Consider the following 15,837-nt stretch of genomic DNA (forward strand, 5'->3'; position numbering starts at 1 on the left):
GCATAGCAAGCAGTAAGCGGCCCTACGAGAATTAAGGGTATAAGAAATAGACAAGAGAAAACGAAGGGTTAATCAGAGTTAAAGTGAGGGTTAACGAAATGAGGTTTACGGGTAAAAAAAGCCCCCTTCCGGGGAAGAGGGCTTTAAAAGTTAGTTACCGCCAAACATGTCCTTAATCCAGCCGGCTACGCCATCGCTGTCTTTCTTCTCATTCTGCTGCTGCGGCTGTTGCTGCTGCGGCTGCTGTGGCTGAGAAGACTGATCGAACGGGTTGCCGGTCGGCTGTTCAGGCTGGCTCTGCTGGCACAGGGAATCCGGGTTGGTTGTCCAGACCGGCAGAGTACGCATTCCGCCGCCGCAGACGAAGTTACCGGAGCTGTCCACGCCCATATCGACGATATCTTCCGGCGCGACAAGGTTCAGCGGCACTGGTGACTGATTCGCCAGATAGCGCTGGTAAATCGACATCGCCCCGCTCGCCCCGTACAGCTTGGTCGGCTGGTTGTTGTCGCGTCCTACCCAGGTAATGACCACTTCACGGCCATCGATACCGGCAAACCAGGTATCAACGTTGTTGTTGGTGGTCCCGGTCTTACCTGCCAGATGCAGGCCCGGATACTTCGCACCCAGTTGACGACCCGTACCACGCTGCACCACCTGCTGCATCGTCCACAGCGTCATGTAGGCCGCCTGAGCAGGAACGGCACGCTCCGCCTGCGGGAAGCTCTGATACAGCACAGAGCCATCCTCGGCAATCACCGAACGCAGGGCGGACAGCGGCGCGCGGTTACCGCCGCTGGCGATGGTCTGGAACGCCTGCGCCACTTCGATCGGCGTCAGGTTAAGCGCCCCGAGGATCATCGCCGGCACCGGGTGCAGCTGATCTTTCGCCACGCCCAGCTTCTGCCAGGTATCGACAATGGCCGGCAGGCCCAGCGACATGCCCAGGTTTACCGTCGGCACGTTCATGGAGCGCGTCAACGCATCTACCAGCATCACCTGACCGCTGAACTGCTTATCGTCGTTCTGCGGTGACCACACCTGGCCGTTAGGCTGGCGCAGGGAGATAGGCGCATCCGCAATCCAGGTATTCAGACGATACTGGTTTGGCTGACTCAGGGCAGTGAGATAGGTCGCCGGTTTTGCCAGAGAACCGATCGAGCGACGCGCCTGCATGGCACGGTTGTAGCCTGCAAACTGCGGCTCGGCACCGCCCACCATCGCACGAACTTCGCCGGAGTTGCGGTCAACCACCACCATCGCGGTTTCAAGATCGGAGAGCTTACGCTGTTTCTTCAGCGCCGGAATACCTTCCACCGCCGCTTTTTCTGCCGCATCCTGCGCCACGGAGTCAAAGGTGGTGAAGATCTTCACGCCGGAGAGATCTTTGACCTTATCGCCAAGCTTGCTTTGCAGCTCCTGACGCACCAGCTGCATAAACGCAGGCTGAGGCGAGATCACCCCACCGCGCGGCTGAACGCCAAGCGGACGTGCGCTCAGCATGTCGTACAGCTCCTGGTCAATCACCTGCTGTTGTTGCAGCAGACGCAGCACCAGGTTACGACGCTCCAGCGCCAGTTTCGGGTTACGCCACGGGTTATAAATGGACGCCCCTTTCACCATGCCCACCAGCAGCGCCTGCTGGTCCAGGCTCAGCTCTTCCACCGGACGACCAAAGTAGTACAGACTCGCCAGCGGGAAGCCGCGGATTTCGTTATCGCCGCTCTGACCGAGGTACACCTCGTTCATGTAAAGCTCAAGGATACGATCCTTGCTGTAGCGCGCGTCCATCAGCACGGCCATGTAGGCTTCGTTCGCTTTACGCCAGTAAGATCGTTCGCTGGAGAGGAAGAGGTTCTTCACCAGCTGCTGAGTCAGCGTACTCGCTCCCTGCACGGTACGACCGGCAGTCAGGTTCGCCAGTACCGCACGACCAATCGAGTAGAGGCTGATGCCGTCGTGCTCGTAGAAGTGACGGTCTTCGGTCGCCAGCAGCGTATCGACCAGCAGATCCGGGAAGCCGTTACGCGCCACGAACAGACGCTGCTCGCCGTTTGCCGACGAGAGCATGGTGATCAGACGCGGATCGAGACGGAAGAAACCGAACTGGCGGTTGTTATCCATGTTCTCGATGGTATCCAGACGATCCCCGTCAAAGGTCAGACGCGCGCGCACCTGACCCTCTTTGCTGTCCGGGAAATCAAACGGACGACGGATCATCTCAATGCTGTTCGCCTGCACGGTAAATTCGCCAGGGCGCGTCATTTTTGACACCTGACGATACTGGGTGGCTTCCAGCAGTTTTACCATTTCGTTTTTCGTGATGGACATATCTGGCTCAAGGTTCACCATACGGCCATACACTGCCGCAGGTAACTGCCAGACTTTACCGTCGATACGGCTGCGGATCTTCTGATCCAGATACACGCCGTAAATTGCCATCAGCACAACAAAAACAATAAAGAGCTTCAGCAGCAGCCAGAACCAGCCGCGTTTGCCCCGAGGCTTGCGCCCTTTGCCTTTCCCTTTACGCGGCATCGGTTCTTCATCCTCATCATCGTCTTCATAGTCATCGTCATAGTCCTCATCTCTGAGGCGACGACGGCTTACTTTTTCTTTCGCCGGACGCGTTGGTTTTCCCTTACGTCCTATTGGCTCGCGGTCATTCCCCGCCATGCTTTTTCTCCGCAACTTTCAGGCGCAAAGGCCAGATTTTCTTTTCTTTCACAGGCCTGTGAAAGAAGAAATCTCTCAAAATTAGTTCTCCCTCTCCCTGGGGGAGAGGGCCGGGGTGAGGGCATCAGGCCACACATCCCTTTCAGGAATATTTCTTCGTCCGCTTCGTCGGCGCCGTATTCGCCGGATCGTCCGGCCAGACGTGTTTGGGGTACCGCCCCTTCATCTCTTTCTGCACGTCACGGTAGCTCCCCGCCCAGAACGCCCCTAAATCTCGGGTGATCTGCAAGGGGCGATGCGCAGGCGACAGCAGTTCAAGCACCAACGGCACGCGTCCTTCAGCGATAGACGGCGTGGTTGCTTCACCAAACATCTCCTGCATCCGAACCGCCAGCGCCGGCGGATTATCCTCATGATAACGGATGGCAATCCGGCTTCCGGTCGGCACAGTGTAATGCCCTGGCAGTTCACTATCCAGACGTTGACGCAATGACCAGTCCAGTAAATTCTGTAACGCAGTCTTAACATCAAGCGCTTTAAGGGCGCGCAGAGAGTGCACGCCGCTCATCTGCGGCAGTAGCCAGCGTTCAAGCGTAGCCAGCAGCGTCTCATCATCCACCGCTGGCCAGCCCTGTTCCGGTAGCCACTTTGCGGCGCAGTGCAGGCGAATGCGGTACTGTTCCGCCTCCGGCGTCCAGTTCAGCACGCTCAGCCCTTTTTCCCGAATGCCGTTCAGCATAGCCTGATGAAGCTCGTCTTCCGACGGCTTCGCCAGCGGCTTCGTCCCGAGCGTCAGTTTCCCAATCTGGCTACGACGAAACGCCTTCAGCGTGCCCTGCGCATCATCCCACTCGACGATGTCCGATTGCTTAAGCAACTGCGGACAGCTACGGGTCAGGGCGTCAATATCGACGGCAATCGCCTGCAGGATACGCGCATCGGGGGAGTTGCTCCCCTGCAGCAGGAGCGGCGCAATTAGCCACTCATGACGCGTCAGGGCGTCATCGCTGTCCAGCATCGCCCCCATGCCGTTTGCCAGCTGATAGCGACCGTCCAGCCCGCGCCGACGCGCAATCCTGTCCGGAAACGCCTGCGCTAACAGCCGGGAAATCCTCTCGCTCTCTGGCACGCCGCCGCGGCTGTTAAGCCGTTTGCACAGTTGCTGCGCCCGCTGCTGCCAGTTCCCCTGATTGCGTGAAAACGCCTGCCCCAGATCGCTGCTGCCTCCGCGTGGCGGCTCCTCAAGGATAGCCGCCAGTTTAGCCGCCGTGGCAATTTCATCATCCCCTTGCGCGGCCACCAGCATCGCGGCCAGACGCGGATCGTTGCCCAGCGCCGCCATTTTCTGGCCGCGTACCGTCAGACGTTCGCCCTCCAGCGCGCCAAGCTCAGTTAACAGACTGCGCGCAGCGGTGAGGTTAACGACAGGGGGAGAATCAAGCCAGGTAAGCTGTCCAGGATCCGGGCAACCCCACTGCAGCAGATCCATCACCAGGCCCGACAAATCACTTTGTAAAATTTCCGGCGTGCTTTGCTGCGCCGCGCGTTCAGCCTGCTCTGCGCTGGTCAGATGCAGGCAGATCCCCGGCTCGAGACGCCCCGCGCGGCCCGCGCGCTGCACCATTGACGCCTGGCTGATGCGCTGCGTCAGGAGTTTAGTCAGCCCGGTGCGCGGATCAAAGCTTGCCACCCTCTCCTGCGCGCTATCCACCACCAGGCGAATACCTTCGATGGTCAAACTGGTTTCAGCGATGTTGGTTGCCAGCACCACCTTGCGCTGCCCCACCGGGGCAGGAAGGATAGCTTTACGCTGCTCCTGCAGCGACAGCGCGCCGTAGAGCGGGCACAGCAGTACATCACCGCCTACGCGAGAGGAAAGCTGCTCCTGCACGCGCTGGATCTCACCGACACCCGGCAAAAACAGCAGCAGGGAACCGGGTTCCTGGCGCAGCAGTTCAGCAGTGGCAATGGCGACCGCCTCGTCAAAACGCAGGTGGGAGGGAAGCGGTTGATGGCGGCGTTCAACAGGAAACGCTCGCCCCTCAGAGCTGATAACCGGCGCATCAGGTAGCGCCTGCCGTAGCCGCACATTGTCCAGCGTCGCCGACATTATCAGCAGACGGAGATCGTCACGCAGTCCCTGCTGAACGTCCAGCAACAGCGCAAGGGCCAGATCCGCCTGCAGGCTGCGCTCGTGGAATTCATCCAGGATCACCAGCCCGATGCCGGTCAGCTCCGGATCGTTTTGCAGCATGCGGGTGAGAATCCCCTCGGTGACCACCTCAAGGCGCGTGGTCGGGCCCACGCAGGTCTCGGCGCGCATCCTGTAACCTACCGTTTCGCCCGGTTTTTCATTCAACAGTTCCGCCAGGCGCTGCGCCACGTTGCGCGCGGCCAGCCTGCGCGGCTCCAGCAGGATAATTTTCCCGCTGATGTTCCCGTCTTTCAGAATTTGCAGCGGCAGCCAGGTGGACTTACCCGCCCCCGTCGGGGCATTCAGCAAAACCTGCGGGGCATGGCGTAAGGCAGCGAGAAGGTCAGGAAGAACGACGGCGACCGGCAATGAGGACACTAACAGCTCCAGAGGGTTAACATTAGTCGGCGTACATTGTAGCATCGGCGCATATCATTACCGAGTCCTCCGTATGCCTGAGTCGAAACGGCTGTTTTTTGCCATTGAATTGCCCACAACACTACAGCGTCAAATTGTTCGCTGGCGCGCCGATCGCTTCCCGCCGGAAGCCGGTCGTCCTGTCGCGGCGGCTAACCTGCACCTGACGCTGGCCTTTTTGGGCGATGTCAGTGCCGAAAAACAGCGGGCGTTAGCCGCACTGGCCGGGCGTATTGCCCAGCCGGAATTTACGCTACACCTCGACGACGCGGGTCAGTGGCTGCGTTCGCGCGTGGTCTGGCTGGGGACGCGCCAGCCTCCGCGCGGATTATTGCAGCTGGCGAACATGCTGCGCGCGCAGGCGGCGCGCAGCGGCTGTTATCAAAGCCCACAGCCGTTTCATCCGCACATTACCCTGCTGCGCGATGCCGGTCAGGCCGTTGCCATCCCGGCACCAGGTTTTCACTGGGCCTTTCCGGTCAACACATTCGCGCTTTATGAATCCGTCTTTACACAGGGGCGCACCCGCTATACGCCGCTACAGCGCTGGACGCTGGGCAACACCGAAAGGAACTCTGATGAAGTTTAGTCCTCCCCTGCAGCACGCTACGCTTATCCAACGCTACAAACGCTTCCTCGCCGATGTGATCACGCCTGAAGGCGAACCGCTCACCCTGCACTGCCCCAATACCGGTGCCATGACGGGATGCGCGACGCCGGGTGACAGGGTCTGGTATTCCACATCAGAAAATACTAAACGCAAATATGCCCATACCTGGGAAATGACCGAAACCCAGAACGGGGCATTTATTTGCGTTAATACCCTGCGCGCCAATCAACTGGTTAAGGAAGCGCTGACCCATGGCGTAATTCCCGAACTGGTTGGTTATGGCACGCATAAAAGCGAAGTGAAATATGGCGATGAAGGCAGCAGAATTGACTTCATGTTACAGGCGGAAGACAGGCCGGAGTGCTATATTGAAGTGAAATCAGTGACGTTAGCGGAACAGGAAAATGGCTACTTCCCGGATGCGGTAACGCTACGTGGCCAGAAGCATCTGCGAGAGCTAATGAGTGTTGCGGCGGCGGGCAAACGCGCCGTATTGCTGTTTGCAGTGTTGCATTCAGCCATTGAACGTTTCTACCCTGCCCGCCATATTGATCCTAAATACGCGCAATTGTTGAATGAGGCACAAAAGCAGGGGGTAGAGGTTTTCGCTTATAAAGCGGAACTTTCTGCCGATAATATGACTCTGAGATCCTCTCTTCCCATTGTCTTATAAGGGATTAGACGATTGACGATTAAGTGTTCTGGCCGCGTGCGCAAATACGCTTTTCCTCACAGGCTTGTCAAGTGTTACGTTTAGATAATTGCCATACGGAAAAGCATCTGCTATTTATAGCGACCTGATTTTTCCCCCAACACGGGGATCGATAGTGCGTGTTAAGGAGAAGCAACATGCAAGAAGGGCAAAACCGTAAAACATCGTCCCTGAGTATTCTCGCCATCGCTGGGGTGGAGCCGTATCAAGAGAAACCGGGCGAAGAGTATATGAACGAAGCCCAGCTGTCGCACTTCAAGCGTATTCTTGAAGCATGGCGTAATCAACTCAGGGATGAAGTCGATCGCACCGTTACTCATATGCAGGATGAAGCTGCTAACTTCCCGGACCCGGTAGACCGTGCCGCTCAGGAAGAAGAGTTCAGCCTCGAACTGCGTAACCGTGACCGCGAACGCAAACTGATCAAAAAGATCGAGAAAACGCTGAAAAAAGTCGAAGACGAAGATTTTGGCTACTGCGAATCCTGCGGTGTTGAAATTGGCATTCGTCGCCTGGAAGCGCGTCCAACCGCCGATCTGTGCATCGACTGCAAAACGCTGGCCGAAATCCGCGAAAAACAGATGGCCGGTTAATACCAGCGCTGTTTACACACTCCAAAGGCGGGAGTCTCTCCCGCCTTGTTACTGTTGATATGTCTGAATCACACTATATTGGGCGCTTCGCGCCATCTCCTTCCGGTGAATTACACTTCGGCTCATTAATTGCCGCGCTCGGCAGCTACCTGCAGGCTCGCGCCCGCCAGGGAAAATGGCTCGTCCGCATCGAAGATATTGACCCTCCGCGTGAAGTTCCCGGTGCAGCAGAGACCATTCTGCGTCAGCTGGAACATTACGGTCTTCACTGGGATGACGAGGTTCTCTGGCAGTCAAAGCGTCACGAGGCCTATCGGGAACGTCTGGCCTGGCTTCGCGCTCAGGGGCTTTCCTATAACTGCACCTGCACCCGCGCGCGCATCCAGAGCGCAGGCGGCGTCTATGACGGCCACTGCCGCACGCTGAACAACGGTCCTGAAAATGCCGCCGTGCGCATCAGACAGCACTCCCCGGTGACGCACTTTAACGATTTACTCTCCGGTGAGATTCATGCCGATGATCGTCTGGCGCGTGAGGATTTTATTATTCACCGTCGCGATGGCCTGTTCGCCTACAACCTGGCCGTGGTGGTGGACGATCATTTTCAGGGCGTGACGGAAATAGTGCGCGGGGCGGATCTGGTCGAGCCGACCGTGCGACAAATCTCGCTCTATCATCAGTTTGGCTGGACGGCGCCGGATTACATTCATCTGCCGCTGGCGGTTAATGCGCAGGGCTTAAAATTGTCAAAGCAGAACCACGCCCCGGCCCTGCCAGACGGCGATCCGCGTCCTGTTTTGATCGACGCGCTGCGATTTCTCAACCAGAATGTAATCAACGAATGGCAGGATTTGCGTATTGACGAACTGCTGAAAATGGCCATTGCTAACTGGACGCTCGCGGCAGTGCCAAAAATCCAGCATTCTCAAATGCGTTGCGCTGAGCTATGATTAGCCGCTTTTTTCATAACAAAACACACTACGAGGTGTACCATTTTTACCCGAGTCGCTAATTTTTGCCGTAAAGTGCTAAGCCGCGAAGAGAGCATGGCGAACGATGCTATTGCACAGCCACACATGTCGGTTATTCCGCGTGAGCAGCACACTATTTCCCGCAAAGATATCAGTGAAAATGCCCTCAAGGTGCTCTATCGTCTGAATAAAGCGGGCTACGAGGCCTATCTCGTGGGCGGTGGAGTGCGTGATTTACTGCTGGGCAAAAAACCCAAAGATTTCGACGTGACGACCAGCGCCACGCCTGAGCAGGTGCGCAAATTATTCCGTAATTGCCGTCTCGTTGGCCGCCGTTTCCGTCTGGCTCACGTGATGTTTGGGCCGGAAATCATCGAAGTGGCGACCTTCCGCGGCCACCACGAAGCGGGCGCGTCCGATCGCACCACGTCGCAGCGCGGCCAGAACGGTATGCTGCTGCGCGACAATATCTTCGGCTCTATCGAAGAAGATGCTCAGCGTCGCGACTTCACCATCAACAGCCTTTATTACAGCGTGGCGGATTTCACCGTGCGCGATTACGTCGGCGGCATGCAGGACCTGAAAGAAGGTCTGATCCGCCTGATCGGCACGCCGGAAACGCGCTACCGTGAAGATCCCGTGCGTATGCTGCGCGCCGTGCGTTTCGCCGCCAAGCTGAATATGCGCATCAGCCCGGAAACGGCAGAGCCAATCCCGCGTCTGGCGACGCTGATTAACGACGTGCCGCCTGCTCGCCTGTTTGAAGAGGCGCTGAAGCTGCTGCAGGCCGGCCACGGTTTTGAAACCTACAAACTTCTGCGCGAATACAACCTGTTCCAGCCGCTGTTCCCGACCATTACCCGCTACTTTACCGAAAACGGTGACAGCCCAATGGAGCGGATGATTGCGCAGGTGCTGAAAAATACCGATACCCGCATTCGCAACGACATGCGCGTGAACCCGGCGTTCCTCTTTGCCGCGATGTTCTGGTATCCGCTGCTGGAAACGGCACAGCGTATTACCCAGGAGAGCGGGCTCGCCTATTACGATGCGTTCGCGCTGGCCGCCAACGACGTGCTGGACGAAGGCTGCCGCACGCTCGCCATTCCGAAACGGATTACCACCCTGGTGCGCGACATCTGGCAGCTTCAGCTGCGCATGTCCCGTCGTCAGGGCAAACGCGCCTGGAAACTGATGGAGCATCCTAAATTCCGCGCGGCCTTCGATCTCCTGTCGCTGCGCGCGGAAATTGAACGCAACCAGGAGCTGCAGCGTCTGGCGCAGTGGTGGGCTGAATTCCAGGTCTCCGCCCCGCCAGAGCAGAAAGATATGCTGACCGGGCTGGATGAAGAGCCGGAACCGCGTCGCCGTCATCGTCGCCCGCGCAAACGCGCGCCGCGTCGTGAAGGAACAGCATGACCCTCGCGTATATTGCCATCGGCAGCAATTTAGCCTCTCCGCTGGAGCAGGTGAATGCTGCCGTACAGGCGCTGGGCGACATCCCACAGAGTCGGATCGTGGCGGTCTCCTCGTTCTACCGCACGCCGCCGCTGGGGCCGCAGGATCAGCCAGACTACCTCAACGCCGCCGTGGTCCTTGAGACTGAACTGGGTCCCGAAGCGCTGCTGGACAATACCCAGCGTATTGAGTTTCAACAGGGCCGTGTGCGCAAAGCCGAACGCTGGGGCCCCCGCACGCTCGACCTCGACATTATGCTGTTTGGTCACGAGACGATTAACACTGAACGTCTCACCGTTCCGCATTACGACATGAAAAATCGCGGGTTTATGCTCTGGCCGCTGTTTGAAGTCGCCCCTTCCCTTACCTTCCCTGACGGGCTCTCGCTAAAGGCCGTTCTCAACAGTCTCGGTGCGGAAAAACCCGCTCGCTGGTAAAGCCGTTTTTTTATTGGTTAACCATAAAATATTTGTGGTTAATCGATTGCCTAAAATCATTGTTCCCTCGAATGTTACTGTTAGAATGCGCAAAGATTCGCTTTTGGGCTATCAGGAAACAGTATGAAACCAACCACCATCTCCTTACTGCAGAAATGCAAACAGGAAAAAAAACGCTTCGCGACCATCACCGCGTATGACTACAGCTTCGCCAAACTGTTTGCCGAAGAGGGGATCAACGTCATGCTGGTCGGGGATTCGTTAGGGATGACGGTACAAGGACATGATTCCACCCTGCCGGTGACGGTTGAGGACATTGCTTACCATACCCGCGCCGTGCGCCGTGGCGCTCCAGCCTGTCTGCTGCTTTCCGATCTGCCGTTTATGGCTTATGCCACGCCGGAACAGGCATTCGAAAACGCGGCGGCAGTGATGCGTGCCGGTGCCAATATGGTCAAAATTGAAGGCGGCGCCTGGCTTGTTGATACGGTGAAGATGCTCACCGAGCGCGCCGTGCCGGTGTGCGGGCATTTAGGCCTGACGCCGCAGTCCGTGAATATCTTCGGCGGCTACAAGGTGCAGGGCCGCGGCGATGCCGCCCAGACGCTGCTGGATGATGCTCTGGCGCTGGAAGCCGCAGGTGCACAGCTGCTGGTGCTGGAGTGCGTGCCGGTTGAGCTGGCGAAACGCATTACCGACGCGCTGTCCATTCCGGTGATTGGTATTGGGGCAGGTAACGTCACCGACGGTCAGATCCTGGTGATGCACGACGCCTTCGGTATCACCGGCGGACACATCCCGAAATTTGCCAAAAATTTCCTCGCCGAAGCGGGCGACATGCGCGCTGCGGTCAGGCAGTATATTGCCGACGTTGAATCCGGTGTTTACCCGGGTGAAGAACACAGTTTCCATTAAGGAGTCTCGTTGTGCTAATCATTGAAACCCTGCCGCTGCTTCGCCAGCATATCCGCCGCGCGCGTCAGGAAGGTAAACGTATCGCACTGGTCCCGACCATGGGCAATCTGCATGACGGCCACATGAAGCTCGTCGACGAAGCCCGCGCGCGGGCAGATATCGTGGTGGTCAGTATCTTCGTGAACCCCATGCAGTTTGACCGCGCAGACGATCTGGCGCGCTACCCGCGCACCCTGCAGGAAGATTGCGAGAAGCTAAAAAAACGCCACGCGGATATCGTCTTCTCACCTGCACCGGCGGATGTTTACCCGCAGGGTACCGAAGAGGCAACCTACGTTGACGTCCCGGGTATTTCCACCATGCTCGAAGGCGCGAGCCGCCCGGGCCATTTCCGTGGCGTTTCCACAATCGTCAGCAAGCTGTTCAACCTGGTACAGCCGGACGTTGCCTGCTTTGGCGAGAAAGATTTCCAGCAGCTGGCGCTGATCCGCAAGATGGTTGCGGATATGGGTTACGATATCGAGATTGTCGGCGTACCGATCGTACGCGCAAAAGACGGCCTGGCACTCAGCTCGCGTAATGGCTACCTGACCGCCGAACAGCGTAAAATCGCGCCGGGTCTCAGCAAGGTCATGAACACCATGGCTGAGCAGATGCTGGCAAAAGAGTTAACAGCAGAAGAGATTATCGCCCTTGCCGAGCAGGCGCTTAACGATAAGGGGCTTCGTGCTGACGACGTACAAATTCGTGATGCTGATACGCTGCTGGAATTAACCCAGAACAGCAAGCGCGCAGTCATCCTGGTGGCGGCCTGGCTAGGTCAGGCGCGTCTGATCGACAATAAAGTGGTTGAGCTGGCGTAGTTCCTTTCACCCCTGATAATTATAGGTAAACGTAATGATTCGCAAAATGCTGCAAGGTAAGCTTCACCGTGTGAAAGTCACGCAGGCCGACCTGCACTATGAAGGCTCCTGCGCCATTGACCAGGATTTCCTTGATGCAGCAGGTATCCTCGAAAACGAAGCGATTGATATCTGGAACGTGAACAACGGTAAACGCTTCTCTACCTACGCGATTGCCGCCGAGCGCGGTTCTAAAATCATCTCCGTAAATGGCGCTGCGGCGCACTGCGCGGACGTGGGTGATATCGTGATCATCGCCAGCTTCGTGATGATGTCTGACGAAGAAGCGCGTCGCTGGCAGCCTAAAGTCGCCTACTTCGAAGGCGACAATGAAATGAAGCGCACCGCAAAGGCGATTCCGGTTCAGGTTGCATAAGCACTACCCCTGCGGCTGATTGCTGATCAGCCGCGACATCGTCTCCAGCGAATCCGTTCTTAAGATATACAGGCGCTTCAGCAAGAACGGATTATCCCCCGGTTTGACCTTCCCTCGTACCGTCGTCACCGCCAGATGGAACCCGGCGTCATTCGCAGCTTTAATCGCCTTATCGTCATAACCGCCGAACGGATACGAGAGGTAAAGCACGTGCGGGTTAAACTGCGCCAGGTCGCGGCGCGAGCGCTTAAAATCAAACAAAATATTGTGATAGCTGCGGCTCAGTAAAATGGGCTGATGGTTGTCGTCGACGCGGTGCAGGAAGTGCGTGTGGGACTGATAGTCGAACACGTCATGCATCTGCTCCAGCTCCGACACGCTCATAAACTGCAGAAATTTTGGCGCCCATTTTTGCGGGTGGCGCTTGATACGCGACGAGATGATGAACGCCGTCGCCTTAAAGCCATACGCTTTGAGGATCGGGTAAGCATAGCGATTAACGGACTTCAGGCCATCGTCGAAGGTAATCACCACCGATTTCGCCGGCAAGTTCATCTTGTTGCGCACATACCCTTCCAGCTGATACAGGGTCAGGGTGGTATAGCCCTGATCGCGCAGCCAGGTCATCTGGTTGTTGAACGCACGCACACTGGTGGTCGTGGAGGTATGGCGAAAACGGGTGTTCTCTTCGTCGCGCAAAATATGGTGGTAGGTAATGACCGGAATGCCGTTATCTTCCTGCGCGTCCAGGCTGCTGATCCAGGCCAGGCGGTTGCCGATGCGGATCTGGAACCAGGTCTGATTGAGGCGATCTTTGAGCTTGTTCAGGATCGGATAGCGAAGATTGGCGCTTAAGGTGCCGAAGGGTGCGCTACCGTTGTTCGGGGCGTTATAAACGGGCGTGTCTTTCCACGTTATCAGGTTTTGATTGCTCAGCGGTTTATTCAAATCCCCCAGGCCATCCTCGACGCGCTGTTTGCCCTGCACCGGCTCCAGGTGCCCCTTGTCGATAAAGCCCGTGCCAAATCCGAAGCGAAATTCATAGTAGTCCGCCGCCGCAGGCACCACCGCAAGGATCTGCCCTGCCCGCACGTTGCCAACGTTAATGACGCTGTTGCCGACCTGCGCCCAAATCGCCGCATCTTCGGTGGTTTGCATATATTGAGCAGGCAGTCTTTGCTGACTTAATAAACTGGCAGAAGAAGTGCCGGAGACGAACATCAATAGCAGGAAAACAATACGCGTGAACATGAGGGTCTTATTCGAAGCGGAAATACTTATGCCATTGTAGCAAAAGCGACATCAATACCAATGTTTAATTCTTATACAGGTCATGAAGCAGGACAAAGGGGGGATTTTTTTGCTGCTGATGCCACAAGCTGCTGACGCCCGGTGTACCCTGCGCGACGATAGCGTTACGGAACGCCGCGCTGGTTAATGTTTCGCGCTGGGGATACATCATTTCAAGCAATGGAAGGCTAATACCGGAGATTACCTCGCAGCCGTCGTGCTTATGGCTCATCAGAGCCGCTGCACGGTACGGCGCCGCGCCGGATTTATCAGTAAGAAAAATGACGCCCTCTCCGGTGTCAGTTTCATGCAGGGCATCGCACATCATCCGGCCAAGCATATTGGTGCTCAAGCCGCGCCAGTAGTTGACGGCGCGACACTGTGGCAGTGGACCAAACCTGGCTTCCAGCTTCAGCAGCATGTCCTGCGCCCGTTCATCGTGGCAGGTGATAACCCATCCCAGCATAACTCTCTCCTTAGCAGGCAAGTAGTTTAGCGGAGTGAAGGTTAGCTTACGGTGATAACTGTCAAAGAAAATGCCCGGCAAACAGAATGTCGCCGGGCTGAGGGCTAGCTGCGCAGACCGCGTCCGCGCTGGATCAGGTACCAGCACAGCAGGTAGAAGACGATGATGAACACCGCCAGCACCGCCACCGTGGTAAACAGCGGCACATCGGTGATGCCGAGGAAGCCGAAGCGGAAGCCGCTGATCATATAGACGATCGGGTTCAGGTGCGACAGCGCCTGCCAGAACGGCGGCAGCAGCGTCAGGGAGTAGAACACCCCGCCAAGATAGGTCAGCGGCGTCAGCACGAAGGTCGGGATCAGGCTGATGTCGTCAAACGTTTTGGCAAACACGGCGTTCAGCAAACCGGCCAGCGAGAAGAGGATTGCCGTCAGGAGCAGCGTCAGCGCGACGAACAGCCAGGAGTGCACCTGGAACGGGACAAAGAACAGCGAAATCGCCGTGACCAGGATCCCGACGCACAGCCCGCGCGCCACGCCGCCGCCGACGTAACCGGCAATAATGACGTGCGTTGGCACCGGTGCCACCAGCAGCTCTTCAATATTGCGCTGGAACTTGGCGCTAAAGAACGATGACGCCACGTTGGCATAGGCGTTGGTGATCACCGCCATCATAATCAGGCCCGGCACGATAAACTGCATATAGGTAAAGCCGTGCATCTCGCCAATCCGGGAGCCAATCAGGTTACCGAAGATGATGAAATAGAGCGTCATCGTGATGACCGGCGGCACCAGGGTTTGCACCCAGATGCGCATAAAGCGGTTAATCTCTTTCGCCCAAATGCTTTTCAGCGCGACCCAGTAAAGATGCGTCATGCCTTGTCTCCTTGTTTATCCTGCACCAGAGAGACAAACAGCTCTTCCAGTCGGTTCGCTTTGTTACGCATACTTAAGACCTGAATACCCTGCGCGCTCAGCTGTGAAAACACGCTGTTGATGCCCTGCTCGCGCAGCACTTCCACTTCCAGCGTCGAGGTATCGACGAGGCGGTATTGATAACCTTCGAGCTTCGGCAGCGGGCTCTTTGCCGCCAGATCGAGAATAAAGGTTTCTGACTTCAACTTGGAGAGCAAGTTCTTCATCGAGGTGTTTTCCACCAGCTCGCCGTGCTGAATGATGCCGATGTTGCGGCACAGCATTTCTGCCTCTTCCAGATAGTGGGTGGTCAGAATAATGGTGGTGCCTTTGTCGTTGAGGTCTTTCAGGAAGCCCCACATGGAGCGGCGCAGTTCAATATCGACACCCGCCGTCGGCTCATCAAGAATCAGCAGTTTTGGCTCGTGCATCAGCGCGCGGGCAATCATCAGGCGGCGCTTCATCCCGCCGGATAACATCCGGGCGCGTTCGTTACGCTTTTCCCACAGGTCGAGCTGCTTGAGGTATTTTTCGCTCCGCTCCAGGGCCTCTTTACGCTCAACGCCGTAATAACCCGCCTGGTTAACGACAATCTGCTGCACCGTCTCAAACGGATTGAAGTTGAACTCCTGCGGCACCAGACCCAGCTGACGCTTGGCGTTCACCACATCTTTTTGCAGGTCATAACCAAAGACGCTCACCCGGCCGGACGTTTTATTGACCAGCGAACTGATAATCCCAATGGTGGTCGATTTCCCCGCCCCGTTCGGCCCCAGAAGCGCGTAAAAATCACCGGCCTCTACTTTTAGATCTATTCCGCGCAGCGCCTGAACGCCGCCCGGATAGGTTTTTTTAAGCTGCTCAAGCTCCAGTGCAATTGCCATGAAATTAACTTACCTTCAGTTC

15 protein-coding genes are annotated in these 15,837 nt (G+C 56.9%); 9 read left to right on the top strand and 6 right to left on the bottom strand.

Annotated elements, in window-relative coordinates; all coding sequences use genetic code 11:
* Positions 1–150 precede the first annotated feature (150 nt).
* Both mrcB and hrpB read right to left on the bottom strand, forming a co-directional pair.
* Positions 151–2,676: a bifunctional glycosyl transferase/transpeptidase gene (gene mrcB / locus ACMGGE_RS12835; protein WP_045907821.1), complete on the bottom strand. Its 2,526-nt coding sequence runs from the start codon at positions 2,674–2,676 to the stop codon at positions 151–153.
* 142 nt (positions 2,677–2,818) lie between these two features.
* Positions 2,819–5,248, bottom strand: coding sequence for an ATP-dependent helicase HrpB (gene hrpB / locus ACMGGE_RS12840; protein WP_420293831.1), 2,430 nt, complete (start codon positions 5,246–5,248; stop codon positions 2,819–2,821).
* A gap of 73 nt (positions 5,249–5,321) precedes the next feature.
* Here hrpB and thpR point away from each other — a divergent pair, with 73 nt between their 5' ends.
* The 9 genes from thpR to panD all read left to right on the top strand — a co-directional run bounded on the left by thpR (position 5,322) and on the right by panD (position 12,261).
* Positions 5,322–5,876: an RNA 2',3'-cyclic phosphodiesterase gene (thpR, locus tag ACMGGE_RS12845; protein ID WP_420293832.1), complete on the top strand. Its 555-nt coding sequence runs from the start codon at positions 5,322–5,324 to the stop codon at positions 5,874–5,876.
* Entirely contained in the window at positions 5,866–6,570 is a 705-nt protein-coding gene (sfsA, locus tag ACMGGE_RS12850) for a DNA/RNA nuclease SfsA (protein ID WP_420293833.1), read from the top strand. The genes thpR and sfsA overlap by 11 nt, the downstream gene beginning before the upstream one ends.
* Positions 6,571–6,746: 176 nt before the next feature.
* Entirely contained in the window at positions 6,747–7,202 is a 456-nt protein-coding gene (gene dksA / locus ACMGGE_RS12855) for an RNA polymerase-binding protein DksA (protein WP_001155232.1), read from the top strand.
* 59 nt (positions 7,203–7,261) lie between these two features.
* Positions 7,262–8,152: a tRNA glutamyl-Q(34) synthetase GluQRS gene (gluQRS, locus tag ACMGGE_RS12860; RefSeq protein WP_420293834.1), complete on the top strand. Its 891-nt coding sequence runs from the start codon at positions 7,262–7,264 to the stop codon at positions 8,150–8,152.
* A 42-nt stretch (positions 8,153–8,194) separates the two neighbouring features.
* On the top strand, positions 8,195–9,592 hold the full coding sequence (pcnB, locus tag ACMGGE_RS12865; protein ID WP_080347332.1) for a polynucleotide adenylyltransferase PcnB: 1,398 nt from the start codon (positions 8,195–8,197) through the stop codon (positions 9,590–9,592).
* The gene (gene folK / locus ACMGGE_RS12870; RefSeq protein ID WP_420293835.1) at positions 9,589–10,068 is read left to right on the top strand and encodes a 2-amino-4-hydroxy-6-hydroxymethyldihydropteridine diphosphokinase; all 480 of its coding nucleotides are present in this window, start codon (positions 9,589–9,591) and stop codon (positions 10,066–10,068) included. Before pcnB ends, folK begins: the two co-directional genes overlap by 4 nt.
* A 123-nt stretch (positions 10,069–10,191) precedes the next feature.
* Positions 10,192–10,983: a 3-methyl-2-oxobutanoate hydroxymethyltransferase gene (panB, locus tag ACMGGE_RS12875; protein WP_008501941.1), complete on the top strand. Its 792-nt coding sequence runs from the start codon at positions 10,192–10,194 to the stop codon at positions 10,981–10,983.
* A gap of 11 nt (positions 10,984–10,994) precedes the next feature.
* On the top strand, positions 10,995–11,846 hold the full coding sequence (gene panC / locus ACMGGE_RS12880) for a pantoate--beta-alanine ligase (RefSeq protein ID WP_008501942.1): 852 nt from the start codon (positions 10,995–10,997) through the stop codon (positions 11,844–11,846).
* A 34-nt stretch (positions 11,847–11,880) separates the two neighbouring features.
* Positions 11,881–12,261, top strand: a complete 381-nt coding sequence (panD, locus tag ACMGGE_RS12885; RefSeq protein ID WP_003856284.1) for an aspartate 1-decarboxylase — start codon at positions 11,881–11,883, stop codon at positions 12,259–12,261.
* 3 nt (positions 12,262–12,264) lie between these two features.
* On the opposite strand, the gene ACMGGE_RS12890 is transcribed toward panD, so the two are convergent.
* From ACMGGE_RS12890 to ACMGGE_RS12905, 4 genes are all read right to left on the bottom strand, one after another.
* Positions 12,265–13,512, bottom strand: coding sequence for a polysaccharide deacetylase family protein (locus tag ACMGGE_RS12890; protein ID WP_048225666.1), 1,248 nt, complete (start codon positions 13,510–13,512; stop codon positions 12,265–12,267).
* Positions 13,513–13,576: 64 nt separating this feature from the next.
* Positions 13,577–14,017, bottom strand: a complete 441-nt coding sequence (locus ACMGGE_RS12895) for a PTS sugar transporter subunit IIA (protein ID WP_045907814.1) — start codon at positions 14,015–14,017, stop codon at positions 13,577–13,579.
* Between the two features lie 104 nt (positions 14,018–14,121).
* The gene (locus ACMGGE_RS12900) at positions 14,122–14,892 is read right to left on the bottom strand and encodes an ABC transporter permease (RefSeq protein ID WP_032675960.1); all 771 of its coding nucleotides are present in this window, start codon (positions 14,890–14,892) and stop codon (positions 14,122–14,124) included.
* Positions 14,889–15,815 (bottom strand): ABC transporter ATP-binding protein, encoded by a 927-nt coding sequence (locus tag ACMGGE_RS12905; protein ID WP_008501946.1) that lies wholly within the window; start codon positions 15,813–15,815, stop codon positions 14,889–14,891. Before ACMGGE_RS12905 ends, ACMGGE_RS12900 begins: the two co-directional genes overlap by 4 nt.
* Positions 15,816–15,837: the final 22 nt, after the last annotated feature.

Source organism: Enterobacter sp. BNK-22 (genome assembly GCF_048684805.1).
In the GTDB taxonomy this organism is placed as follows: Bacteria; Pseudomonadota; Gammaproteobacteria; order Enterobacterales; family Enterobacteriaceae; genus Enterobacter; species Enterobacter quasiroggenkampii.

Coding starts and splice junctions, on each gene's coding strand:
- mrcB (WP_045907821.1), bottom strand. CDS start 2,676: ATGGCGGGGAATGACCGCGAGCCAATAGGACGTAAGGGAAAACCAACG.
- thpR (WP_420293832.1), top strand. CDS start 5,322: ATGCCTGAGTCGAAACGGCTGTTTTTTGCCATTGAATTGCCCACAACA.
- sfsA (WP_420293833.1), top strand. CDS start 5,866: ATGAAGTTTAGTCCTCCCCTGCAGCACGCTACGCTTATCCAACGCTAC.
- dksA (WP_001155232.1), top strand. CDS start 6,747: ATGCAAGAAGGGCAAAACCGTAAAACATCGTCCCTGAGTATTCTCGCC.
- gluQRS (WP_420293834.1), top strand. CDS start 7,262: ATGTCTGAATCACACTATATTGGGCGCTTCGCGCCATCTCCTTCCGGT.
- folK (WP_420293835.1), top strand. CDS start 9,589: ATGACCCTCGCGTATATTGCCATCGGCAGCAATTTAGCCTCTCCGCTG.
- panB (WP_008501941.1), top strand. CDS start 10,192: ATGAAACCAACCACCATCTCCTTACTGCAGAAATGCAAACAGGAAAAA.
- panD (WP_003856284.1), top strand. CDS start 11,881: ATGATTCGCAAAATGCTGCAAGGTAAGCTTCACCGTGTGAAAGTCACG.
- ACMGGE_RS12890 (WP_048225666.1), bottom strand. CDS start 13,512: ATGTTCACGCGTATTGTTTTCCTGCTATTGATGTTCGTCTCCGGCACT.
- ACMGGE_RS12895 (WP_045907814.1), bottom strand. CDS start 14,017: ATGCTGGGATGGGTTATCACCTGCCACGATGAACGGGCGCAGGACATG.
- ACMGGE_RS12900 (WP_032675960.1), bottom strand. CDS start 14,892: ATGACGCATCTTTACTGGGTCGCGCTGAAAAGCATTTGGGCGAAAGAG.
- ACMGGE_RS12905 (WP_008501946.1), bottom strand. CDS start 15,815: ATGGCAATTGCACTGGAGCTTGAGCAGCTTAAAAAAACCTATCCGGGC.